Here is a 25742-nt window from a genome sequence, read left to right as displayed (position 1 = left end):
CAGGTTTTCCTGTTCTGGAAACGCATCAGGACCTCAAGGATTTAGACCCTCGATCAGCTTTCTATGAAGGTGGTGACAGCGCCTTGTGCATGGGAATGGCGTGGAGTCCCGCCACGGTGAAGGTTTCAGCGCAAGCCCGGTAACCCAGACGGTGGTAAAACGCCTCACCGGTACGGGTGCTGTTGAGCCGCGCGTGAGGCAAACCCTGAGCGATCAACCAGGTTTCGAGATCATGCACCAGCGCTTGTCCGGCGCCTCGCCGAAACCATTCAGGCTGTACATAGCAGAACGCGACCTTTCCGCTGATCGCCGCCATGGCGACGCCGATAGGTTTGTCCTGCAACAGGGCGATGTTCAGGTACAACCGCGAGTCGGCCAGCCAGGGTTGCACGTGTTCAATGGTTTTGTTGTGGGTCCAGGTGGCGACGGTGCGCGGATCGTTGCGATGGTCCAGCGCGCAGCCGACGCGAATGGAGCGCTCGACGATGCGGCTGATGATCCCGGCGTCGGCAGCCGTTGCCTTGCAGATGTGTATCGATGCATCCATGGCGCTGTTACCTCACCATTGAGTCAAAGCTGCCAGGGACGATAGCGCTGTGAGGGCCGGGTGGCTAATGGAGAGACGTTACATTTGGTGTGTGACACAGAAACAGTGTGGGGCTTTTGTGGCGAGGGGGCTTGCCCCCGTTCGACTGCGAAGCAGTCGTGAACCATCTCATGCGGTGCATCCGATGCACTGCGATGACAGGATTCAGGGCCGCTTCGCGCCCCAACGGGGGCAAGCCCCCTCGCCACAAAAGCCCGCCCCCACAGGGTTTGGTGTTGTTGGTCAGACCGGTTGCAGAGGCATGGTCAGCTCGACCCGCAAGCCATCCGGGCGGCTGTCGAAATGCAGGGTGCAGCCGCAACGCTGGACGATGGCCTGGACAATCGCCAGGCCGAGGCCGCAACCGGTGCTCTGGCCGTTGCGCCAGAAGCGTTGGGTCAGGTGTTGCAGGTCATCTTCGGCAATCCCCGGGCCGTGGTCGCGGACCAAAAAGCGCACGCGATTGTTGGTGGTTTCCAGGCTCAGCTCCACGGCCCCATTTCCTGGGGTATGGCGCAGGGCGTTGTCGAGCAAGTTGCGCAATGCGGCAATCGACAGCACCGCGGGCATTTGCAGCGGCGCATCGGAGAATGTGGTCGGCAACTGAAACTTGATCCGCTGACGATCACCGCTGGCCGCATCCTGTATCGCCAGTTTCGCCACCTGCTCGGCGCTGCATTGCACGCCATCATCGAACGACAGACTGCCCTCGACGCGCGCCAGCAGCAGCAATTGTTCAAGCGTGCGGTGAAGTCGGTCAGCGCCCTCTTCAGCCCGCGCCAGGGACTGATCCCGGGCGCTGCCTTCAGTCATGCGCGCCACTTGCAGATGGGTTTTGATCGCGGTCAGCGGGCTGCGCAATTCATGCGCGGCATCACCGGTCAGGCGCCGTTCGCGCTCGATGGTCTTGCCAATACGCAGGAACAACTGATTCTGAGTTTCCAGCAGCGGTTGCAGTTCGCTGGGCAGCGGCTGGATCTGCAACGGCTCCAGGGAATCGGCACTGCGCCGCATCAGCGCATCGCGCATACGATTAAGCGGTGCCAGCCCCTGACCGATGCCGAGCCACAACAGACACAGGCAGCCGAGCAGCGCCACGCCGACCGGTACCGAGGCCGCCAGCAGGATGGACATGTTCAGCGCTTCGCGCTCGATTTGCCGGTCGGCAGTGGTAATGCGCACATTACCGCGCGCCAGGGTGAAGCTGCGCCAGGGTGCGCCGTCGATCATTTGATCATGGAAGCCCATTTTTTCAGCTTCCAGGGTTTGTTCGGGGCTACTGTGGCTGCGGGCCAGAATTTCGCCGCGCAACGAGCTGACCTGACAGGCCATGCCGCCAGGGATACTCAGCTGTTCAGCGCTGAAATGGGTCCCCTCGCCCTTGCTCGGCAACGCCGGCAGTTGCTCCAGCAGCCCGGCCACCATCCGCGCCGACGCCACCAGCCGCTGGTCCAGGGAAAACATCATCTGGTTGCGCAGATCACTGAGCATCCAGGCGGCGGCCAGGGCCCAGATCAGCGCAAACGCGGCGCCGAGGGTCAGGCTCAGGCGCAAACGCAGACTCATCACTTCGATTGCTCTCCGCCATCGGCCGGCCCCAGGCGATAGCCCAAGCCACGCACGGTCTCGACGATGCCGTTGCCGAGTTTGCGCCGCAGGTGATGGATATGGACGTTAAGGGCGTTGCTTTCCAGTTCGTCATTGAAACCGTAGACACTGTCCTTGAGTTGCTCGGTGGACAACACCCGGCCACGGTTATGCAGCAAGGCTTGCAACAGCGATTGTTCACGGCGCGACAAATCGACGGGTCGGCCGCCGAGCAGGGTTTCTCGGCTGCTCGGGTCGTAGGTCAAACGACCATGTTCAATCAGGTTGACGCTGCGACCCGCCACCCGTCGCAACAGCGTATGCAGACGGGCGGCGAGTTCGCGCAGGTCAAACGGTTTGAGCAAGTAGTCATCGGCACCGGCTTGCAGGCCGTCGACCCGGTCGGTGACCGAATCCCGCGCAGTGAGGATCAGCACCGGGATTTCGAGGCCATTGTGACGCAACTGCTGCAACAACTTGAGGCCATCTTCGTCCGGCAGTCCGAGATCGAGCACCATGACGTCGAACTCGGCCACCTTGAGCATCGCCCGGGCGGCGGAAGCGGTGGCCACGTGTTCCACCGTCAGGCCCTGGGCCGTGAGGCCGGCAACAATGCCGCTGGCAATCAGCTCATCGTCTTCGCAAACCAGTACGTGCATGGGAGCTCCATGAGCAAAAACGCGAGTCAAACAGATGTGGATTAAGCCGCAATTATGGCAAGCCCCACGGCCGACGAGAAGCAGGCCTTTCGCTCAGTGGTCGTCCAGCGTACCAGATGGGTACTTGATGATCGCCTTAATCATTTTGACACCCTCCTCTTAGTTGACATGAAACATATCAGTCTCAAACCGAAACAATCAACCCACAAAAAGCCATACCAAAGATCAATATCTAACGATAGTCTAACTCCGACATTAACGCCCCACACTATCAGGTTCGAAGAGATGCCATTTATTTACTATAAGTACTCTTCAGCCAACTGAAAGGAATCAGATCATGCCGACACTCAAGAATTTTGTTGCCGTCGATTGGCGCGCAGGAAAAGATAAAATTTACTTCTTCTTCAAAGACAGCAATACCTACTCCAGATTTGATCTTGGCGAGAACAAGGTTGACGAGGGATATCCTGCCGAGATAACAGCCGATAACTGGGGAAGCTTTCACGCTCACGTCAAAGATCTGCGTTTCGGCTTTACAGTCACTGGGGTTGGGGGCCACCCGAACGGAGGTGATGACATTTTATGGCTGTTCTATTATGCCAATGGCACTCCGATGGTCTGTAAGTACGACCAGGATTACGACAAAGTAACCGGAACTTATCGTCTTGAAGATTCGTTGTGGCACTCGCTACTTCCTTATTTCGACCGCATCGTGGCCGGCACATGGTGGGAAATATTCGGCTTCAAATATCTATTCAAGTTTTTGACGAATGATGGACATTACATCAACTTCAATTACAGAACACAAAAAACATCAATAAAGCCCATCACACCTGACTCTTGGCCCGGATTGGGACCTTACAAAAACCGAATCATAACAGCCGTGCAAAACGACGCCCCGCTTTTCGACAGCTACTTCTATATCTTTCTGACCAACAACAGATACATCAGATACAACATAAAGGACAACAGGGCAGAGACGGGACCGACAATAATAGATGACGACACCTGGCCAGGGTTGATACAAGACTGAGACCGCATCGGATTCCGCTTCCTGGGAGGATCATGCCTTGGGCCGGGGGACCGCTGGCTTTTCTCCAGACGACGGGTGATTTCTCGCGCGTCATATATATATGTAACGCACGTCCTCCTTCTCACCTGAATAACCTGTGTGCGTACCACCCCAATTGTCCACTCACACAGGTATTGACTATGTATACACACTCATCCGCTTTGACGACTCTGTTCAGCTTGCTCAACACATTGAGCTCGCTGATTGCCCGGTTGACCAATGAGCAAGAAACCGCCAGAAAAAAGGGGCTGGAGCTCTACAACCTGGGGGAATACCGGGATTCGGAGGCTTATCTGACCATTGCCGCCACCGCTGGAGATCGTGAATCGCAGTACGCACTCGCAGAAGTCATCAGGCGCCGGGAAAACAACCTCAAGGAGGAGGATAAAACCCACGCCGACAGAGATTGGTACGCCCTGGCAGCAGCTCAGGGCGACGTCTACGCCCTGCTGCGATTGGCTGATGACGCGTCCCTTAAGCAAGCCAAAACACTTGCGCAAGGGCGTGCCGACAGCGGCGATGGCGAAGCCATGCTTCAACTTTATGAAATAACCAAGGATATCGCCTGGCTGAAAAAATCGGCTGAAGCAGGTTTTCTGGAAGGGCAATACATACTCGCCATCGTGTATGACAAGGACCACACCCTCATTCCGGATGCGATTGAACGCAGGTCTACTATCGACCGCTGGCTCAAACGTGCGGCCGAGGCGGGGTTCTCCCGGGCGATGCACTGGTACAGCAATCGCCCACCCGTTAGCCATGATCTTCCCACCAGGAGAGAGTGGCTGATCAAAAGGGCACAATTGAACGATGTAAACGCGGTGCTCGAGTACGGCTATGGGTTGGGTGGCGTCTATGAGGATGAGAATGGCATCGATACCGAATATGGCTTCGAGAAGAACCTGATCAAAAGTTACGGCCTCATTTGGCTGGTGCTCGATACCTCTCGGGAATCCCCGCGCTACAACACCGCGTTTAACAATCTTTCAATCATTGCGCAGGACATGTCCAAAGAAGACATAGAAGCCGGCAAGGCATTTGCGCAGGAGTGGAAGCGTACGCATCCCCCACTGTCGGAATTCAGATTGACCTACAGCGATCTTCAGTAAGCCATTAAGAATGATTCGCGCTGTGAATCCTGGATTCCAGCGCGAATCAGCCTGGCTAATAATCATGTCCTGCTCGTTAACACCGGGTTAATCGGCAGCCATCATCGTGCTCGGCAATTGCAATGTTTAAGGCCTTGTCGATGCGCGGTTTTCTTGTTTTTCTTCTCTGGCTGTTTGCCAGCCTTGCTCAGGCGCAGCCAGGGAACAATCCATTCGACAGAAAACCCGACTTTCTACCCATCGAAAAAGCGTTCATCTTCACCTCCGAGCGCCTGGCGTCCGGTGAAACGCAATTGTTCTGGCAGATTGCCAACGGTTACTACCTTTACCAAAAACGCCTGAAGTTCGACGATTTGCCTGCGCAGTACAAACCGGTGTTGCCTGAAGGTGAAACTCACAGCGATGAGTTTTTCGGTGAACAGCAGGTTTATCGCCAAGGCCTGGAACTGAAGATCCCGGCGGGTGCCAGCGGCCAGATCAAGGTGGGGTTCCAGGGCTGTGCCGATGCCGGGTTGTGTTATCCGCCCCACACTCAAGTGGTGTATTTAGGCAACACCACAATGCCGAGCCTTTTAAATGAGGCACCGGATCAAGCCTTGGCCAGCGACCTGCAACAACGGGCGCTGGGCTGGAGCTTGCTGGTGTTCTTCGGCTTGGGCCTGCTGCTGGCGTTCACGCCTTGCTCGTTGCCGATGTTGCCGATTCTGGCGGGGTTGATCGTTGGCAGTGGCGCCACGCCCAAGCGCGGTTTTGCACTGGCCGGCAGCTACGTGATCAGCATGGCACTGGTGTATGCGGCGATGGGCGTTGTGGCTGCGCTGCTCGGGGCGAACCTTCAGGCACTGCTACAGAATCCATGGCTGCTGGGCAGCTTTGCGGCGGTGTTCGTGCTGCTGGCCTTGCCGATGTTCGGTTTCTTCGAGCTGCAGTTGCCGGTGGCGGTACGTGATCGACTGGAACATGTTTCGCGCAATCAGCGCGGTGGCAGCCTGATCGGTGCCGGTGTGCTCGGGGCTTTGTCCGGCCTGCTGGTGGGTCCGTGCATGACCGCCCCATTGGCCGGCGCCCTGCTCTATATCGCCCAGAGCGGCAATGCGCTGCACGGCGGGCTGATTCTGTTCGCCATGGGCATCGGCATCGGTATACCGCTGCTGTTGCTGGTGACCGTCGGCAATCGTTTCCTGCCCAAACCCGGCGCCTGGATGAACCTGCTCAAAGGCGTGTTTGGTTTCCTGTTCCTCGCCACCGCGCTGCTGATGTTGCGCCCGGTGCTGGATGAATCGCTGTGGCTCGGGTTGTGCGGTGCCTTGCTGCTGATCGCCGCCTATAGCGCCTGGAAGCAGTCGCAGGGGTTTGGCCGGATTGCCCATCTGTTCGGCGCCAGTTCGTTGCTGTTGGGTCTATGGGGCAGTCTGCTGGTGGTCGGTGCGGCGGGTGGCAGTGACGATCCGTATCAGCCATTGCAGGTGTACAGCGCCGGCCGTACCGACGCCGCCGCGCCCAGCATTCATGATGCCTTCACGACGATCAAGGAACCCGCGGTGCTGCAACGCGAACTCGATGCGGCCAAGACCCAGGGCCAATGGGTGCTGCTGGACTACTACGCCGACTGGTGTGTGGCGTGCAAAGTCATGGAAAAACAGGTCTTCGGCAAACCGCAGGTATTGCAAGCGCTCCGCGATGTGCGCTTGCTACGGCTGGACGTCACCGCCGACAATGCCGCCAGCCGCGAACTGCTCGGCCGTTATAAAGTGCCGGGGCCACCAAGCTTCTTGTGGATCGGCCCCGACGGCGAAGAGCGCCGCAGCCAGCGCATCACCGGCGAGGTCGATGCCGACACCTTCCTGCAACGCTGGACCACCACCCGAGACGCTCGTTAATGCTGACCTTTACCCTCGGCACCTTTGCCATCGCGCTTAATCACCTGCTGCTGATCAGTGCCCTGGCACTGGCGACTTTTGTCGGCTGGCGGGTGGCCAAGCGTGGTGGCGAGAACCCGGAGTCGGTGCTGTTCAGCCTGTTCCTGCTGGGCCTGCTGGCGGCCCGGGTCGGTTTCGTGATTGCCTACTGGGCGCAGTATCGCAACGATCCATGGCAGATCATCGACCTGCGCGACGGTGGTTTCCTCGCCTGGCCGGGGGTGGTCGTGTTGCTGCTTGCTGCGTTGTATCGAGGCTGGCGTCGCCCGGGCATGCGTCGGCCGTTGGGCTTCGGCGTAGGCAGCGGTTTGGTGTTCTGGCTGCTGGCGACGTTCTCCCTGAGTATTTACGAACAAGGCACGCGTCTGCCGCAGATCACCCTGCGCAATGCCGCTGGGCAAACGGTGCAACTCAGCGATTACCAGGGCGGCCCGCTGGTCATCAATCTTTGGGCCACCTGGTGCCCGCCCTGCCGCCGGGAAATGCCGGTGCTGGAAAACGCCCAGCAACAGCGTCCGGACCTGACTTTTCTATTCGTCAACCAGGCCGAAAGCATGCAGAGCGTCGCCACCTTCCTCGAAACCCAGGGCCTGAGCCTGACTAACGTGCTGTTCGATGGCCGTGGTCGCTTGGGTCAGGCCGTGGGTTCCATGGCATTGCCGACTACGCTGTTCTATAGCCCCGACGGGCACCTGCTGGGCAGCCATTTGGGCGAGCTCTCTGAAGCCAGCCTGGCCCGTGCCCTGGAAAACTTCGACACCCCGAACCCGGCCACCTCGGCCACGCCTTCAAGGAAATTGCCATGCTCCGCCTCCGCCATCTGCTGACGTTAACCCTGGGTGCCGCCCTGCTGCACTTGCCGTCGGTACAGGCCGAAGAATTGCCTGAAGCGATCAAGAAGATCGAAGCCAAAGGCGCCAAAATTGTCGGCACCTTCGACGCGCCCGACGGCCTGCGCGGTTATGCGGCGCAGTACCAGAACCGTGGCATGGCGTTGTACCTGACCCCGGACGGCAAACATGTACTGTTGGGCAATTTGTACGACGCCGAAGGCAATGACCTGAGCAGCGCGCCGTTGCAGAAACTGGTCTACGCGCCAATGGCCAAGGAAGTCTGGGGCAAGATGGAAGCAAGCAACTGGATCGGTGACGGCAACAAGGACGCACCGCGAATCGTCTATCTGTTCAGCGACCCGAATTGCCCGTACTGCAACATGTTCTGGGAACAGGCGCGGCCGTGGGTCAAGGCCGGCAAGGTGCAGTTGCGGCACATCATGGTCGGCATCATTCGCGAAGACAGCCCGGGCAAATCCGCCGCGCTGCTGGCTGCCAAAGACCCGCAAAAAGCGTTGGCAGACCACGAAAAATCCGGCAAGGACAGCTCGCTCAAAGCCCTGAAAGATGTGCCGCCGGCGATTCAGGCGAAACTCGCGGCGAACATGCAGTTGATGGAAGAGCTGGAACTGGCCGCCACGCCGGCGATTTTCTACATGGATGACAAGGGCCAGCTGCAACAGCAGCAAGGTGCGCCGTCGCCGGATAAATTGGTGAAGATTTTGGGGCCGAAGTAATCCCACCGCCCCCATCGCGAGCAGGCTCGCTCCCACAGGGATATGCGGTCACCTGTGGGAGCGAGCCTGCTCGCGATGAGGCCATCAAAATCGGCTAATTTCTCCCGCCTAGAAACTTCAGCAGTGCATCTGTAACGAACTGCGGATTCTCCAGATTAGAGATATGCCCAGCCTCCGGCACCAGCACATACGGGCAACCAATCAACTCGGCCATTTCTCTGGTTTCCGACGGCGGTCGCGGTTTGTCCTGATCGCCGCACATCAACAGCGTGGTTTCAGGGTTCAGTTCACCCAGGCGCGGCAACAGATCGTCACGACCAAAGGTAATCCGCCCCATCGGCACGATGCTTTCACGCAAGCGGTCGGCCGGCAGCGCAGCCAGTTTGGCGCGGAAACCCTGATACAGCGCCGACTGCGGGTCGATGCCGGGCCGGAAAAAGATCGGCACGACGATGTCGAGCAACTGCGGCGAGATCACACCGCTGTCTTCGATCTGCTTGAACAGCGAGAAATAGTATTGGCGAGTCGGTTCCGGCTCGACGCCGACGTAGGTGTCCATCAGCACCAGACCGTTGAGCCGCTGCGGTGCTGACAGCGCCAGTCGAACGCCCCACATGGCACCGACCGAAAGACCGACCAGCGTGACCTTATGGATGTCCAGATGATCGAGCAATGCCAAGGCCTGGCGTGCCACGTCATCCAGCGAGTTTGTGCATTCGGGCATCCGCCCGGATTGGCCATGGCCCCACAGGTCCAGGGCGATGACCCGATAGTGCTGCGACAGCGCCGTAATCTGCGGCACCCACATAGCCTGATCCCACAGGTAACTGCCGGCCAGCAGTACCGCAGGGCCTGTGCCTTGATCTATGTAGTGAAGCGCTTGTCCGTCAACCGTTACGAAGGGCATCGACTGTCTCCCTGGTGAAATAATATCCATTAAAAAAGCACAGGAAGACTGAGCCGGTGGCGATCGGCAGTCAACCCGAACCTTATGTGGTGTTTGCACTGGCCCTTTCGCGAGCAAGCCCGCTCCCACACTGGATCTGTATTCGCAAGCCCCATGTGGGAGCGGGCTTGCTCGCGAAGGGGCCTTCACAAACGCTAGAGAACTACAGGCCCTCCAACTCCGCCATCAGGTCATTCAACCGATCCACCTTATCTTCGGTAATGTCGCTCGCCGCCAACCCGTCGATGTACTCGGCCAGCTCCGCCACCGTGCTGCACTCGAACATCGCCCGCAGCGGCACGTTGCGTTGCAGGGCTTTTTGCACCCGCGAGGCGATCTGTGTGGCCAGCAGCGAATGCCCACCGAGTTCGAAGAAGTTGTCACGCACGCCGACCTTCTCGACCTTCAACACCTCAGCCCAAATATCGGCCAGGGTCTGCTCCAGCTCATTGCGCGGCGCCTGATAGTCCTGGCTCTGCAACTGGCCAATCTCCAGTGCCGGCAAGGCCTTGCGATCGAGTTTGCCGTTGGCGTTGAGCGGCAGCTTGTCGAGCCACAACCAGTGCAGCGGCACCATGTATTCCGGCAATTCGGCGCGCAGACGTTGCTTGATACGCTCCAGTCGTTCGTTCGGATTCAGCGCCGACTCCGCTGCGACCAGATAGCCGACCAAATGCTTGCCGTTGACGCCTTCCTCCACACCCACCGCCGCGTCGCGAACTTCCGGTTGCTCGTGCAGACGGGCCTCGATTTCACCCAGTTCGATGCGGTAACCGCGGATCTTCACTTGATGGTCGATACGCCCGACGTATTCCAGCACGCCATCACTGCGACGTCGGGCCAGGTCGCCGGTGCGATACAGGCGATCCCCCGGTGCGCCGAACGGGTTCGGCACAAACACTTGCGCAGTACGCAACGGATCGCTCACATAGCCACGACCCACGCCGATGCCGGCCACGCACAACTCACCCACCGCTCCCAATGGCACCAAGTCCAGCGCGCCATCGAGCAGGTACAAACGGTTGTTATCCGTCGGCGTACCAATCGGCAGATAACTGCCACGTGTCGAGGCCAGGTCGACGCGGAAGAACGCTACGTCGTCCGAGCATTCCGCCGGACCGTAAGCATTCACCAGACCAATCTGCGGATAACGCAGCAACCACTGATGCGCCAGCTCCGGCGGCATCGCTTCACCCGTCGGCAGCATCCAGCGCAGGCCATCGAGGCTCATGCGGTCCTGGGCGAGCATGCCCTGAATCAGCGACGGCACGCTTTCCAGCACGGTGATGCCCTGGCTCTGAACGTGAGCCAACAAGCCTTGCGGATCGTGGGCGATGCTGTTCGGCACGATGTCCACCCGAGCACCGAACAACGGCGCGGCGAGGAACTGCCAGACCGAAATATCGAAGCTTTGCGAAGCGGTCTGGGCGATCACGTCGGCCTCGCTCAGTTTCAGGTATGGCACCTTGCTCAACTGGTTATTGAGCATGCCGCGCTGCTCGACCATCACCCCCTTCGGCAGACCGGTGGAACCCGAGGTGTAAATCACATAAGCGAGGTTGTCCGGGCCGCTGTAAATGCCCGGATTGGCCACCGAAACATCGCTCGCCTGCACGTCTTCCCAGACCAGCAATCGAGGTCGATTGGCACAACCGAACTCTTCCAGCAGCGCGATGGCTTGTTCACGACACGCCTGGGTGCAGACCAGCAACGGCGTGCGGCTCAGGTCAATGATTCGACTCAGGCGCTGACTCGGCAGGCCCGGGTCCAGCGGCAGGTAACCGGCACCGGCCTTGAAGCTGCCGATGATCATGCCCAGCAGATCAAGGTTACGTTCGGCGAGCAGCGCCACCGGTTGATCCAGGCCGACGCCGGCCGCAATCAGCGCATGGCCGAGACGGTTACTGAGCTGGTTCAGCTCAACGTAGCTGTGCTGCTGATCCAGGCAACTGGCGGCAACTCGCTGCGGATGCTCGGCAACCTGCGCTTCGAACAATGAGACATAGCTCTGCTCCAGCGGGTACTCGTGTTCACTCTGGTTGCAGCCATGAATCAGGAAGTCCTGTTCCTCGAGGCCCAGCAGCGGCAGATCGGCCATGTCGCCATGGAAGCCTTCGACCAGCGCCAGCAGCAGGCGCTTGAATTCGCCGAGCATGCGCTCGACCGTGGATTCATCGAAATAACGCTGGTCGTAGGACAGGTGCAAGCCCAGGTCATCGCCCGGATAACAAACCGCGGTCAACGGGAAGTTGGTGTGGGTGCGGCCCGAATCCGAGGTGGCGTTGAGGCTTTGCGCACGGTCCAGCACTGAGACTTCCACCGGGGCGTTTTCGAACACGAACAGGCTGTCGAACAGCGGCTGGCCTTTAGGCAGTTCGCTGTTTTCCTGAATGCTCACCAGCGGCAGGTATTCGTACTCGCGCAGCTGCATGTTGCTGTCGAGCAAGCCAGTGAGCCACTGGCGAACGCTGCAACGCTGATCGTCTTCGGGCATTTTCACCCGCAGGGCGATGCTGTTGATGAACAGCCCGACCGTGCGTTGCATCTGCGGCATTTCCACCGGACGCCCGGCCACCGTGACGCCGAACAGCACGTCGCGATCGCCGCTCAAGCGACGCAGCACCAGCGCCCACGCCGCCTGGGCGAAGGTGTTGATGGTCAGCTGATGGGCCTGGGCCAGTTCGCGCAGTTGCGCACCATCGCGGGCATCGAGTCGGGCATAGCGGTCGCCGACGATCATGCCGCCGCTGTCGCCGGCATGTTCACGCAGGAACGGCCGGTCGCTCGGAATCGGTGTGGTGCGCTCGAAACCTCGCAGGTTCTGCTGCCACCACTGCCGCGCTTCGGCCAGACTCTGGCGTTGCAGCCAGCCGATGTAATCGCGATAACGCGGCGGCACAGCCAGTTGCGCTTCCCGGCCTTCGCCGAGGGCGGTGTAGATCTCGAAGAAATCATTCATCAGCAGCGAACGGCACCAGGCATCGATGAGGATGTGGTGGTTGCTCATCATGAACCAGTAACGCGCCGCGCCCACGCGGATCAAGCGCAGGTGGAACGGTGCCTGGTTGAGCAAATCGAACCCGGCCTCGCGCTCGTTTTTCAGCAGCGCCTGCAACTTCGGCTCTTGCTCGGTTTCGGCAACCGCGCTCCAGTCCAGATATTCGATCGGCGTGCTGCCCGGTTTGTGGATCACCTGCAGCATGTCTTCGCCGACGTTCCAGCAGAACGAGGCGCGCAAGGCTTCGTGACGGGCGATCACCGCTTGCCAGGCCTGGGCGAAACGCTCGGGGTCGAGTTCGCTGTTGATGCGGTAGCGATCCTGCATGTAGTAGAGGCCGGTGCCCGGTTCGAGCAAGGTGTGCAGCAGCATGCCTTCCTGCATCGGGGTCAGCGGGTAGACGTCTTCGATCATCGCCGCCGGGACGGGCAATGCGTCGAGTTGCGGCTGAGTCAGTCTGGCCAGCGGGAAGTCCGACGGCGTCAGCCCGCCCGCGTTGTCGCTCAGGCAATGCTGGATCAGGCTTTGCAATTCGCCCAGATACGCCTCTGCCAGTTCGGTGATGGTTTGCAGGTCATGGCGTTCGGCGCTGAAGGTCCAGCGCAGCACCAACTCACCGCCATACACCTGACTGTCGACGCTCAGCTCGTTGGGCAGCGGCGCGTGTGGATCGTGGGCCGCGCCCACTGGTTCATCCAGCGGCCGGAACAGCGCATCACCGCCGAAGCTCTGGTCGAACTGACCCAGGTAGTTGAAGGTGATCGGCGCCACCGGCAGCGCGGCCATGGTCTGACGGCACAGGCCATCGGCCAGGTAACGCAGCACGCCATAACCCAAACCCTTGTGCGGCACGGCGCGCAGTTGCTCCTTGATCGCTTTGATCGAGGCACCCTGTTCACTCACGGGTGTGAGGCGCAGCGGATAGGCGCTGGTGAACCAGCCAACGGTGCGGGTCAGGTCGATCTCGTCGAACAGGGTTTCGCGACCGTGGCCTTCGAGTTGAATCAACGCCGATTCGTGACCGCTCCAGCGGCACACCACACGGGCCAATGCGGTCAGCAGCAGGTCATTGACCTGGGTGCGATAGGCCGTCGGCGCCTGTTGCAGCAGTTGGCGGGTGCGCTCGCTGTCGAGGCGCACGCTGACGGTTTGCGCGTGACGATTTTGCTGACCACCCTGCGGACGATCACAGGGCAATTCAGCGCTTGGGCCGGCCAGTTGCGTCTGCCACCAGCTCAATTCTTCACGCAGGGATTCGCTACCAGCATATGCCTGCAAGCGTGCGGCCCAGTCCTTGAAGCCGCTGGTTTTCGCCGGCAGTTTTACTGACTGTCGGGACTCGAGTTGACGATAAACCGTTTGCAGATCGTCCAGCAGCACTCGCCACGACACCCCGTCCACCACCAGGTGGTGAATGGCAATGAACAGCCGTTGTTGCCCCTCAGGATCATCGACCAGCAGCGCCCGCATCAGCGGCCCTTGCTCAAGGTCGAGGCTGCGTTGGGCATCGGCGAACAGCGCCGCGCAGTTGTCCATGGCCGCCACGTGCACCTGCCACAGCACGGCAGCGTCGGAAACCGCCTGGTGCTCGGCCTGCCAATGGCCGTCAACCTCGGTGAAACGCAGGCGCAAGGCGTCGTGCTGTTCGATCACCGCCAGCAGCGCTTGCTCCAGACGATGAGGCTCGAGCGCCACGGTCGGCTCCAGCAGCAACGCCTGGTTCCAGTGTTGACGCTGCGCAATGTCGGTATCGAAGAACCAATGCTGAATCGGCGTCAGACGCGATTCACCGCTCAGCAGGCCTTGCTCGGCGGTGATCTGCTCGGTGCGGGTCGCGACGGCGGCCAGCGTCTGCACGGTCTGGTGCTGGAACAGGTCACGCGGGCTGAAGTGGATGCCCTGCTGCCGCGCACGGCTGACCACCTGGATCGACAGAATCGAATCGCCGCCCAGTTCGAAGAAGTTGTCGTTGAGGCCGACCTGCTGGACGTTCAGCACTTCGCACCAGATCCCGGCAAGGGTCAGCTCAAGTTCATTGCTCGGCGCCACGTACTGCTGACGATTCAACTCCGGGTCCGGGGCCGGCAGCGCGCGACGGTCGAGTTTACCGTTGGCGGTCAGCGGCATGCTGGCCAGCAGGATCAAGTGCGTCGGCACCATGTAATCCGGCAACTGCGCTTTGAGGTGCGCCTTCAACGCTTCGCGCAATGCAGTTTGCTGCGCTTCATCCTGTTCGGCGATGTTGGTGACCAGGTAGCCGACCAATTGCTTGCCACTCGGCGCATCGAGTGCCAGAACAACCGCTTCACGCACGGACTCGTGTTCCAGCAAACGGGTTTCGATCTCGCCCAGTTCGATACGGAAACCACGGATCTTCACTTGATGGTCAATCCGGCCGAGGTACTCGACCCGCCCATCGGCACACTGACGGACAAGGTCACCGGTGCGATACAGACGCCCGCCGTTCGCTGCAAAAGGATCGGCGACAAATCGTTCGGCAGTCATGCCCGGACGCTGGTGATACCCCTGCGCCAGGCCGGCACCGCCGACGTACAACTCGCCCGTCGCGCCTTGCGGCACCAACGCCAGATCGGCGTCGAGGATGTACGCCACCCGAGCGCCAATCACGCTGCCGATCGGCACGCTGCCCAGCCCCTCCTCCAATTGCTCGGGCGCCAGGCTGGCGAGCGGCATGACCACGGTTTCAGTCGGGCCATAAGCGTTGAAAAACAGGCTCGGTTTGAACGCCGCGCGAATCCGTTGCAGGTGTTCGCCGGTCAACGCCTCGCCGCCGGTGATGCACATGCGCACCGGCAGGGTTTCGCCCTGGGTCGCCAGCCATTGCGCCAACTGGCTGCCGTAGCTCGGGGTGAAACCAAGAATGTTGATGTTGTGGCGACGAATCAGCCCGCAGATTTCTTCTGCATCCCACTGGCCTTGCGCACGCAGGACAACTTGCGCGCCACTCAACAGCGGCACCAGCAGACGCTCGGTCGCAGCATCGAAGTTGATCGAATAGAAGTGCAATTCGCAGTCGTCGGGTCGCATGGCGAAGCGTTCGATCACCGCGCGGCAATGCATGGCGATTTCACCGTGGGACACCACCACGCCTTTCGGTTTGCCGGTGGAGCCCGAGGTGTAAATCAGGTATGCCTGATGTTGCGGCAGGCTGATAAACGGCAGCTCAGTGGCCGGGTAATTGGCCAGTTCGACGGCATCTTCTTCCAGGCACCAGCGGCCAACGCTGGCCGGCAATTCACCGAGGGCCGCTAACATCGCCGCATCGCTGAGCAGCAAACCAATGCCGCTGTCTTCGATCATGTAGTGCAAGCGATCCAGCGGGTATTCCGGGTCCAGCGGCACATAGGCGCCGCCCGCCTTGAGAATTGCCAGCAGGCCGACGACCATCTCCAGCGAACGCTCCAGCGCCAAACCGACCCGCACCTGTGGCCCGACTCCGCGCTCGCGCAGCATCCAGGCCAGACGATTGGCGCGACTGTCGAGCTCGGCGTAGCTCAGGGTTTGCCCGGCGAACGTCAGGGCCGGTGCGTCCTTGCGCACCAGCGCCTGTTCGCTGAACAGGTGATGGATGCATTGATCGAGGCGATGCTCGCCCGGCTCAATGCCGAGGCTGTCGAGCAGGTTTTGCTGTTCAGTGGCTTCCAGCAACGGCAGTTCGCTGAGGCGTTGTTGTGGGTCGGCGAGCAACGCTTCCAGCAGGTTGCGCCAGTGCCCGGCCATGCGCGCGATGCGCGGTTCATCGAACAAATCGGTGCTGTAGGTCAGGCAGCAACCGAGGCGATGGTCGAGGTCAGTGACTTCCAGGTTGAGGTCGAACTTGGTCGCTCGCGCATCGTTGGCCAGGTACTCGACCGTCATCCCGGCCAGGGTGCGACTCTGCTGGAATTCCCAGCGCTGCACGTTGCACATCACCTGGAACAGCGGGTTGTAAGCCGCACTGCGCGGTGGCTGCAAGGCTTCCACCAGATGATCGAACGGCAGGTCCTGATGGGACTGGCCCTCGATCACGGTATGGCGAACCTGCTCGAACAACTCGCCGACAGACATCTGCCCGTCGAGCTGGCAACGCAGCACTTGAGTGTTGAGGAACGCGCCGATCAGCCCTTCGCTTTCCGGGCGAATGCGGTTGGCCACCGGCGCACCGATGCGCAGATCGGTCTGGCCACTGTAGCGATAAAGCAACACCGCCAGCGCGGCAGTCATGGTCATGAACAGGGTCAGACCGTTGTAGGCGTTGAAGGCACGAACCCGCGCCGCGAGGTCATCACTCAGATCGAAGCGGAACAGTTCGCCCTGATGGCTTTGCACCGGCGGACGCGGACGGTCGGCCGGCAATTCCAGCAGCGGATGTTCGCGGCCCAGTTGCGCGGTCCAATAATCGAGCTGGCGCTGACGCTCGCCGGACTCCAGCCACTGCCGCTGCCATACGCTGTAATCCAGGTACTGCACCGGCAGCGGTTGCAGCGGCGAATCGCGATCATCGACGAACGCTTCGTAGAGCGCGCTCAGTTCCCGGGCGAAGATGTCCATCGCCCAACCTTCGGTGACGATGTGGTGCAGGGTCAGGACGAAGTAATGTTCCTGCTCGGCGGTCTTGACCAGGCAAGCACGCAGCAGCGGTCCGGTTTCCAGATCGAAAGGTTTATGGGCTTCGTCATCGGCCAGTTGCTGGACCTGCCATTCGCGGCTATCGGCATCCAGCGTGGTGTAATCCTTCCAGTCCATGCGCATACCGGTGTCTGGATGCACCTGTTGCCGGGCCACGCCGTCGACGCTCGGGAACGTCGTACGCAAGGTTTCGTGACGCATGATCAGCGCTTGCAATGCCGCTTCGAAACGCCCGACATCCAGCACGCCGCGCAACCGCGCCATGCCGCCGACGTTGTAGGCAGGGCTGTCCGGTTCCATCTGCCAGAGAAACCACATGCGTTGCTGGGAATAGGACAGTGGCACCGGTTGGCTGCGGTCGACCTTCTCGATCGGCGGCTGCTTGTTGGTTTTGCCGCTGGCCTGGATCAAGCGAACCTGTTCGGCAAACGCGCCCAGTTCACTGGCCTCGAACAGCGCCCGCAGCGGCAACTCAACGTCGCAAGCCTGGCGGGTGCGGGAAATGATTTGCGTGGCCAACAGCGAGTGGCCGCCGAGGGCGAAGAAGTCGTCGCGCAGGCCGATCTGCGTTTGGCCCAGCACCTCGCGCCAGATACCGGCGATTTGTTGCTCAAGGGCAGTGACCGGTTCGACATGTTCGCGGACTTGCCACTGGGGCTGCGGCAAGGCGCGGCGATCGAGTTTGCCGCTCGGGCTCAGGGGCATTTCGTCCAGACGCATGAGTTGCGCCGGGACCATGTATTCCGGCAGCTCGGCGGCGAGTGCGGTTTTCAGGCGGGTGGTTTGAGCATCGATGGTTTCGCTGGTTTCAGTGGCGGTGTAGTAACCAATCAACTGTCCGCCGGCCGCCGTTTCGCGCACCAGCACCACCGCTTGGGCGACGCCAGACTGCGCCAACAGACGCGCTTCGATTTCTTCCGGTTCGACACGAAAACCACGCAGTTTGACTTGCTGGTCGAGACGTCCAAGGTATTCGATCACACCGTCGGCGGTCCAGCGCGCACGGTCACCGGTGCGGTACAGACGTGCGCCCTGCTCGCCCAGCGGATCGACCACAAAGCGTTCCGCAGTCAGACCTGGGCGACCCAGATAGCCACGGGCCAAACCGATACCACTGATACACAGTTCACCCGGCACACCGGCCGGTACCGGATTGAGGTCACTGTCGAGCACGCTGCACAACACGTTGCCCAATGGCCGGCCAATCGGCGAGCGCTCGCCATCAGCCGTTGTGCAATGCCAGTGGGTGACGTTGATCGCGGTTTCGGTTGGGCCATAGCGGTTGTGCAGTTGCACCGCCGGCAGTTGCGTTAGCACCCGGTTGCGCAGTTCGGCGGGCAAGGCTTCGCCGCCGGAGAACAGCCGGCGCAGGCTGGTGCATTCGGCGCTGAGCGGTTCGTCAATGAACAAGGAAAGCAACGGTGGTACGAAGTGCAGTGTGGTCACGCCGTACTGCTGAACAAGCTGCGCGATGCGGTGCGGATCGCGGTGTTCGCCAGGGCCGGCGATCAGCAGGCGGCACCCGGTGATCAGCGGCCAGAAGCACTCCCACACCGACACGTCGAAACTGATTGGCGCTTTTTGCATCAGCACATCGGTCTGGTCCAGACGGTAGGCGGCTTGCATCCATTGCAGGCGTTCAGCGAGGGCCGCGTGAGTATTGCCAACGCCCTTCGGCTGACCGGTGGAACCGGAGGTGTAAATCACGTAGGCCAGGTTGTCGCCGTGCAGGTGCAGACCGGGCGCATGGCTTGGCCAGTTCTCCAGATGCAGGGCGTCCATAGCAATCACGCTGACGCCGTCGGTGGCCGGCAGGCGGTCGAGCAACCCGGTTTGGGTCAGCAGCAACTCGACGCCACTGTCGCTGAGCATGTAGGCCAGGCGCTCGGCCGGGTAATCCGGGTCCAGCGGCACATAAGCGCCGCCGGCCTTGATGATCGCCAGCAAGCCAATCAACAACTGCGGCGAACGCTCGGCGGCGATGGCCACGCACACGTCCGGGCCGACGCCTTTGTCGCGCAGGTAATGCGCCAAGCGGTTGGCCTGGGCGTGCAGTTCGGCAAAATTCAGGCTGCCGCCGTCCCACAGCAGCGCGGTGCGCTCCGGGGTCTGGCGCGCTTGTTCGTTGAGCAACTCCGGCAGCCATTGACTGGCCGGGGTGCAGGGTGCGGCGCTCCAGGCGGATTGCTGATCGTGCTCACTCGGGGTTAGCAGTTGCAGGTCGCCGATGGCGGTTTTCGGTTGCTCACAAATGGCTCGCAGCAGGTTGCTGAAATGCTCGGCCAGGCGCTCGATGGTCGCGGCGGCGAACAGCTCGCTGGCGTAGTCGAACGACAAGCTCAGGCGACCATTGCGGTCTTCTTCGCTGTGCAGTTGCAGATCGAACTTGGCTTCGCGACTGTGCCACGGCAGCTCTTCGACGAGCAGTCCCGGCAAGCGACGCAGCGCAGTGAGATCCCGTTGCTGATGGTTGAACATCACCTGGAACAAGCCCTGCTCGCGGGCCTGGGGGAAGGCTTCGAGCAATTGTTCGAACGGCAGGTCCTGATGCGCTTGCGCGCCCAATGCGGCTTTACGGGTTTGCGCCAGCAACTCAACGAACGGCAGTCGCGAATCCACCTCGGCGCGCAGCACCTGGGTGTTGATGAAAAAGCCAATCAGCCCTTGGGTTTCCAGACGCGGACGGTTGGCATTCGGCACGCCGATGCGGATGTCGCGTTGACCGCTGTAGCGATGCAGCAGGCTCTGGAATGCCGCGAGCAGCAGCATGAACGGCGTCGATTCATGGGCCTGGGCAGTCTGGCGAATGGCATCGCTCAGACGCTTGTCCAAACGCCGCGTGTGACGGGCTGCGCTGTAAGTGTGTTGCGTCGAGCGCGGATGATCGGTGGCCAGGCTCAGGGTCGGATGATCAACGCCCAACTGCGCTTTCCAGTAAGCGAGTTGACGCTCGCCCTCCCCTTGCGCCAACCACTGACGCTGCCAGCTGCCGTAGTCGGCGTATTGAGTTAGCAACGCTGGAAGGCTGGCGGTCTGGCCTTGAGAGGCTGCCGCATACAGGCGCGAGAATTCGTCGATCAGCACGTTCATCGACCAGCCGTCGGCGATGATGTGGTGCATCGTCACCAGCAGTTGATGGTCTTCATCGCCGAGGCGCACCAGGGTCACCGACAGCAGCGGGCCTTTTTCCAGATCGAACCGGGTGCGGGCTTCATCCTCGCGGATTTGCTGCGCGCGGGCTTCACGCTCGGCGTCTGGCAGGTCGCTGATATCGATTACTTGCAGGTTGAATTCGCCGGCAGCAATGACCTGTTGCAGGGCTACGCCATCACGCTCGAAAAACCGCGTGCGCAGGGATTCGTGACGCTCGATCAGTTGCTGGAAACTGGCGCGCAAGGCGTCTTCGTCCAGTTCGCCACGCAGGTGCAAGGCACCGGGAATGTTGTAGGCGCTGCTCTGCGGGTCGAGTTGCCAGGTGATCCATAGACGGTTTTGCGCCAGGGATTGCGACATGGCGTCGCTGCGCGACAGCGTGGTGATCGCGCCTTGAGCCTGGCCGCCATCCTGTTGTTGCCGGGCGATCGTGGTAGCGAATGCGCCGAGGGTTGGCGATTCGAACAACAGGCGCAGATTCAACTCCAGCCCCAACTCTTCACGCAGGCGTGCGACCACTTGAGTGGCGGCGATGGAGTTGCCGCCGAGCAGGAAGAAGTGATCGTCGGCGTTAACCTGCTTGACCTGCAATTGCTCGCACCAGATCTGGCCGATCAACGTTTGCAGCTCAGAGCCCGATTCAGCTTCGGATGGGTTGGCGATGTCTGCCGACGGGAACAGCGCATAGCTGTCGAGGCTGCCATCGGCCAGGCGATTGCGGCAGGCGGAGCGTTGCAACTTGCCGCTGGAGGTCTTCGGCAGCGCCCCCGGGTTGAGCAATACCACCACGCTCGGCGCTTGCTGATATGCCTCGGCCACCGCTTGACGGATGGCTTTGATCAGCGCCTCGGGCGGCAGGATTTTCTGCACGCTGCGGCTGATTTCCGCAGCGATGCCGATGCCTTCCTGACCCTCGATGCTGACTGCAAATGCGGCCACGCGACCTTTGCGCACCACCTCCACTTCACGCTCGATGGTCTGTTCGATGTCCTGCGGATAGAGGTTATGACCACGAACGATCAGCATGTCTTTCAGGCGCCCGGTGATGAACAGCTCACCGTCACGCAAAAAGCCCAGGTCGCCGGTGCGCAGCCAGGTGCGGCCGGCGTGCTGGACGAACGTCTTGGCCGTGGCTTCGGGGTTGCGCCAGTAGCCATGGGCGATGCTCGGCCCGCTGGCCCAGACTTCACCGATCGCGTTATCGGCGAGTTCTTCGAGCGATACGGAATCGACAATCAGCACCGCGTGATCCGGCTGGCTGACGCCGCAGCTCATGATCGGACTGCCATCGCCCGGTTCGGCTCGGTTCTGCGCCAGCGCTTGATCATCCACACGCAACGATGGAATGCCTTGGCCACGCGGGCTGCCGGCAACGAACAACGTGGCTTCCGCCAGGCCGTAAGAGGCCATGAAGCTGTCCGAGGTAAAGCCACAGGCCGCGAACTTCTCGGCGAAGCGTTCCAGGGTGTCGAGGCGAATCGGTTCGGAACCGGAATACGCCACGCGCCAGCCACTCAGGTCGAGGCGTTCCAGCGCTGATTCGCTGACCCGTTCGCTGCACAGTCGATAGGCGAAGTCCGGCCCGCCGCTGATGGTGCCGCCGTATTCGCTGATCGCCTCCAGCCAGCGCAATGGCCGGCCGAGGAAGTAGGCCGGCGACATCAACACACAGGGCACGCCGCTGAAAATCGGCTGCAACAGGCCGCCGATCAAGCCCATGTCGTGGTACAGCGGCAACCAGCTGACGATCACGTCGTCGGGGTTCAGATCGATGCCGAATCCGTGGCGAATCAGCAGTTCGTTGGCCACCAGGTTGCCGTGACTGACTTGCACGCCTTTAGGCAACGCCGTGGAACCGGAGGTGTATTGCAGGAAGGCGATGTGCTCGCCTTGCAAGTCCGGTGCAACCCAGCGTTCGGCCAAGGCGCTGTCGAGGGTGTCGACACACAGCAGCGGCGGCGCCTCGTCTATTTGCAGCAACGCGTCGCGCAGGTCAGCGCTGGTCAATAGCAAGCGTGGTTCGGCATCGCTAATGATCGACAGCAGACGTTCCTGGTGATGACGACGGGTCGATTCAGGCGGATAGGCTGGCACCGCAATCACGCCGGCGTACAGACAGCCAAAAAACGCCGCGACGTAATCCGGGCCGCTGGGAAACAGCAACACCGCGCGATCGCCAAACGACGTCTCGGCCTGCAACGCGCCGGCAATGGTTCGCGCCCGTTGGTCGAGCTCACGATAACTGAGCACCACAGCCTGATCCTGGGTTTCGGCGAGAAAACGCAAGGCCACCCGGTCCGGCGTCAGGGCCGCGCGGCGCTGAAGGGCTTGGACCAGTGTGCTAGGGAGTTCGAACGCGTCGGTCATGAGGTTTCCTGCCTGAATTCGGCTTGCAAGTGGAATCGGTTTTCGTACGTCACGCCCGTTCATGGGCATGCAGGACGCGGTCTTCGCCGACCGCGCAAGGCTTGGGAATGCTGGTTTGGCCGGGGCTTGCGCCCGGAACCATTCACCAATGAGAACGGATGAAGTCTTGAAATAATTAGTCGCCAGGCTTGAGCGCCGGCAGGCTTGCAGCCAGGTAGGTGAGTCAGCGTGTCGCCGTTCTCACTCTGCTCTTATGTGGAGCATTAATTCTCTTTCTCAATTGACAATCATTATCATTCAGCCTAATTTGTCGCTCGATGTGTAGGACGACTCCGACCCACTTGTCGTCCCACGACCCTATTTGCAGCAAGGTGATTTCCAATGACGGAACAAGTATCCACAAGCAGGTGCGATTCACCGCTACTTCAGGCCTTCGTCGACAACCGACTGATTCTGGTCAAGATTGCCGCCCGCATCACCGGTTGCCGATCACGCGCCGAAGACGTGGTGCAGGATGCGTTCTTCCGGCTGCAATCGGCGCCGCAGATCACGTCGTCAATCAAGGCGCAGCTCAGCTATCTGTTCCAGATCGTGCGCAACCTGGCGATCGATCATTACCGCAAGCAGGCGCTGGAGCAGAAGTATTCGGGCCCGGAAGAGGAAGGTCTGAATGTGGTGATTCAGGGCGCTTCGCCGGAAACCTCGCACATGAATTTCTCGACCCTGGAAAACATTGCCGATGCGCTGACGGAGCTGCCCAGCCGCACCCGTTACGCCTTCGAGATGTATCGCCTGCACGGCGTACCGCAAAAAGACATCGCCAAGGAACTCGGCGTCTCGCCAACCCTGGTGAACTTCATGATTCGTGATGCGCTGGTGCATTGCCGCAAGGTGTCGGGCAATCGTGCGGATACCTTCGCCCGTCGTTAATATCTTGAATCTCGGCGCCCCCATCGCGAGCAGGCTCGCTCCCACATTCGATCTTTGGTGTTCACAAATTGCGTGTTCACAGGAGATTCAATGTGGGAGCGAGCCTGCTCGCGATGGCTGACTCAAGATCAAAGCAAGTCTTGATCCTTACGCATCAAGCCAACGCACATCGATCAAAAAACCGCTCACGCCCCAACACCATCAGCGCCGCGCGCTTGTGCGGGAAGTCGAACTCTTTTTCGCAGTGGAAACACTGATTGTGCATATGCCCGATCATCTTCGCGTTGTCGGCGCGAGGCTCGGCGACCACCCGTTGAGTGCGTGGATCATCGAGAAACAGATAATGCACCAGCGCCGATAGCCAGCTCGCCACCTTGTGCGGCCCGCGGTGATGTTCTTCGCCCACCAGCATGTGAATGCCGCGGTCGTAATCACCGGCGTCATAGAACGGCGCAATGCGATCTTCCTTGGCCCAATAGGCTTCGAAATAGGCAAACGGCTGATCATCGAAGCAGCCGATCAGCGTCAAGGTATGCGGGTCGGCTTCGAGCTTGCTCAGGTATTCACGATGCTTCTCGAGACTGCCCTCCTCCTGCCAGAAACTCGCCACCCGCGGGCTGTTCTGCCAGCGGTTGAAACGCGCCAGGTCATGCTCGATTTCTACCGTACGCAGGGAAACCCACGCACCGAGCCGCGCATCGAAGCGTCGATACACCTCACCACGGGGTTTCACCGCACGCAATGGATGGCGCTTGCCGCTACTGATGACCATTTGCTGCGGATAACTGCCGGTGCGCGACTCACCCAGCCAAGGCTGAGGCAATTGCCAGAACAGCGTGCGTTCGCAGCGATACTGGCCGGTGACTTCGGTCGCGATCAGCAATCCGCTGAGCAAGGCTTCGGTGGACACATCATCGAGTTGCCAGGTCAGACGCTGACACGCCGCGTCACGGGCAAACAGCCAATAGCAAGCCGCCCAGAATGCCTGACCGTCAGGACGGCCGAAGCGCTCCTCCAGCCGCAGATGCAACTCCGGCTCGCGGGTCAGCCGCAGTTCGATCAACGGCTGCCCTTGCAGGCTGAGGCTCAGACGGCTGGCGGTTTCATCGGCTACAAGACAGTTACCTGACGGCAAGGCCAGGGTGGTCAGGTCATTCAGATTGGACATGGGTGGGGCTCACGGTAATCGTCGACAGTTAACTGAGGGACGTGAGCCAGGCATGGAAATTTAACGAAAAACACCGCGAACCTTAATCAGCGTTCGCGGTGGCATGCATAGCCTGGGTCAGTTCCAGGCCATTGACGTTGTGCAGGCGCTAGATCGACCTGACCCAGATTTCGCGGAAGGCATAGTCATTCCCGTTTCCGGTGGCGACATGGTTAACGATCTGCAACTCCATCTGTGACGCGCTCGCGGTAAAAGTGCCTTTGAGCGGCGCCCAGGCCGTTGATGAAATTTCCGTCGCGGGTGCAATGACTTGCGATCCGCTGTTGAGTGACAGCACTGGAACTGAATAGCTGTTGTTCCACCTGCGCACGGTCAACCCGAACTCATAGGACCGCCCCACCTCCAGCTTCTGAAAGGTCTTTTTCAACACTGTCCCGGCAGAGTTGTTGGTGTAGGTGTTGTCGAATAATACGTAGATATCCCCATCTTTGGTGATGGTGAGATCCCGTGGATCAGTCGCAGCCTCCCCCCTCATCCAGCCATTCCAGTTATTGGTGCCGTCTGTTGCCGAGAAGGTCGTTGTGTCATCGAAAGGCGCCCGAACCTCAAGACACAATGGCGGGAACAGTGCCGGGCAAGCACAGTTGCCTCCATCCAGCTCGGCCTGAAAAACAAACGAGAGATGGCTGTGGTCTTTGAGGTTCTGCAAATACGCCCAGGCAATATTCCGACGCCAGCCTTCCGTGAACTCTTGCTGCGTGACGGGCTCGGCGTCGGCCACTCGCAGCATCACTGGCGAGCCGTCGGGTTGTTGACCGCAGACATGCAACGTCGCCTTTTGATTGACCACCATGAACGGCCAACGCGCCACCTCGACCGTGACACCGGCCGAATCATCAGGCTTTTTCAGAATGAGTACATTGTCGACAGCTTGCGCCACCACAGGAGAAGGAACGCAGGAGAGAGAAACCAATGAGGGGGTTGTCATGGCAGAAATCCTTTCTGGATGAGAGCCAACCCCTCCATGGGGTCGGACACAGGAAAGGAGC

General features: G+C 60.5%; 13 protein-coding genes. 6 read left to right on the top strand and 7 right to left on the bottom strand.

Translation table 11 applies throughout. The features are described 5' to 3' along the window. Window positions 1–61 precede the first annotated feature (61 nt). The 3 genes from ACZ9IM_RS25455 to ACZ9IM_RS25445 form a co-directional block, all read right to left on the bottom strand. Window positions 62–547, bottom strand: a complete 486-nt coding sequence (locus ACZ9IM_RS25455; RefSeq protein ID WP_063341055.1) for a GNAT family N-acetyltransferase — start codon at window positions 545–547, stop codon at window positions 62–64. Window positions 548–829: 282 nt separating this feature from the next. Beyond that, a complete protein-coding gene (locus ACZ9IM_RS25450) occupies window positions 830–2155 on the bottom strand; it encodes an ATP-binding protein (RefSeq protein ID WP_427624359.1) in 1326 nt (441 codons plus the stop codon). Further along, entirely contained in the window at window positions 2152–2832 is a 681-nt protein-coding gene (locus tag ACZ9IM_RS25445; protein WP_427624358.1) for a response regulator, read from the bottom strand. Before ACZ9IM_RS25445 ends, ACZ9IM_RS25450 begins: the two co-directional genes overlap by 4 nt. Before the next feature lie 337 nt (window positions 2833–3169). On the opposite strand from ACZ9IM_RS25445, the gene ACZ9IM_RS25440 reads away from it, so the two are divergent. The 5 genes from ACZ9IM_RS25440 (at window position 3170) to dsbG (ending at window position 8502) form a co-directional block, all read left to right on the top strand. After that, window positions 3170–3865, top strand: coding sequence for a hypothetical protein (locus ACZ9IM_RS25440; RefSeq protein WP_427624357.1), 696 nt, complete (start codon window positions 3170–3172; stop codon window positions 3863–3865). A 179-nt stretch (window positions 3866–4044) separates the two neighbouring features. Continuing rightward, window positions 4045–5013 (top strand): tetratricopeptide repeat protein, encoded by a 969-nt coding sequence (locus ACZ9IM_RS25435; protein WP_427624356.1) that lies wholly within the window; start codon window positions 4045–4047, stop codon window positions 5011–5013. Window positions 5014–5153: 140 nt separating this feature from the next. Continuing rightward, the gene (gene dsbD, locus ACZ9IM_RS25430; protein WP_476225282.1) at window positions 5154–6893 is read left to right on the top strand and encodes a protein-disulfide reductase DsbD; all 1740 of its coding nucleotides are present in this window, start codon (window positions 5154–5156) and stop codon (window positions 6891–6893) included. Next, the gene (locus ACZ9IM_RS25425; RefSeq protein ID WP_476225280.1) at window positions 6893–7759 is read left to right on the top strand and encodes a TlpA family protein disulfide reductase; all 867 of its coding nucleotides are present in this window, start codon (window positions 6893–6895) and stop codon (window positions 7757–7759) included. The genes dsbD and ACZ9IM_RS25425 overlap by 1 nt, the downstream gene beginning before the upstream one ends. Beyond that, a complete protein-coding gene (gene dsbG, locus ACZ9IM_RS25420; RefSeq protein WP_427624353.1) occupies window positions 7735–8502 on the top strand; it encodes a thiol:disulfide interchange protein DsbG in 768 nt (255 codons plus the stop codon). The genes ACZ9IM_RS25425 and dsbG overlap by 25 nt, the downstream gene beginning before the upstream one ends. 94 nt (window positions 8503–8596) lie before the next feature. Here the strand turns inward: dsbG and ACZ9IM_RS25415 are convergent, their stop codons facing one another. Continuing rightward, window positions 8597–9409 carry an alpha/beta fold hydrolase gene (locus tag ACZ9IM_RS25415; protein ID WP_476225278.1) on the bottom strand — a complete coding sequence of 271 codons (813 nt, stop codon included), beginning with the start codon at window positions 9407–9409 and terminating at the stop codon, window positions 8597–8599. Window positions 9410–9611: 202 nt separating this feature from the next. Beyond that, the gene (locus ACZ9IM_RS25410) at window positions 9612–22595 is read right to left on the bottom strand and encodes a non-ribosomal peptide synthetase (RefSeq protein WP_476225277.1); all 12984 of its coding nucleotides are present in this window, start codon (window positions 22593–22595) and stop codon (window positions 9612–9614) included. Between the two features lie 381 nt (window positions 22596–22976). On the opposite strand from ACZ9IM_RS25410, the gene ACZ9IM_RS25405 reads away from it, so the two are divergent. After that, complete coding sequence (locus ACZ9IM_RS25405; protein WP_007894994.1) at window positions 22977–23525, top strand: RNA polymerase factor sigma-70; 549 nt, start codon at window positions 22977–22979, stop codon at window positions 23523–23525. A gap of 154 nt (window positions 23526–23679) precedes the next feature. On the opposite strand, the gene ACZ9IM_RS25400 is transcribed toward ACZ9IM_RS25405, so the two are convergent. Continuing rightward, the gene (locus ACZ9IM_RS25400) at window positions 23680–24693 is read right to left on the bottom strand and encodes a GNAT family N-acetyltransferase (protein ID WP_476225276.1); all 1014 of its coding nucleotides are present in this window, start codon (window positions 24691–24693) and stop codon (window positions 23680–23682) included. 148 nt (window positions 24694–24841) lie between these two features. Continuing rightward, window positions 24842–25681 (bottom strand): sugar-binding protein, encoded by an 840-nt coding sequence (locus ACZ9IM_RS25395; RefSeq protein ID WP_427624349.1) that lies wholly within the window; start codon window positions 25679–25681, stop codon window positions 24842–24844. Window positions 25682–25742 lie beyond the last annotated feature (61 nt).

Source organism: Pseudomonas sp. TE12508 (assembly GCF_056279485.1).
This window is presented reverse-complemented; position numbering and strand designations above follow the sequence as displayed.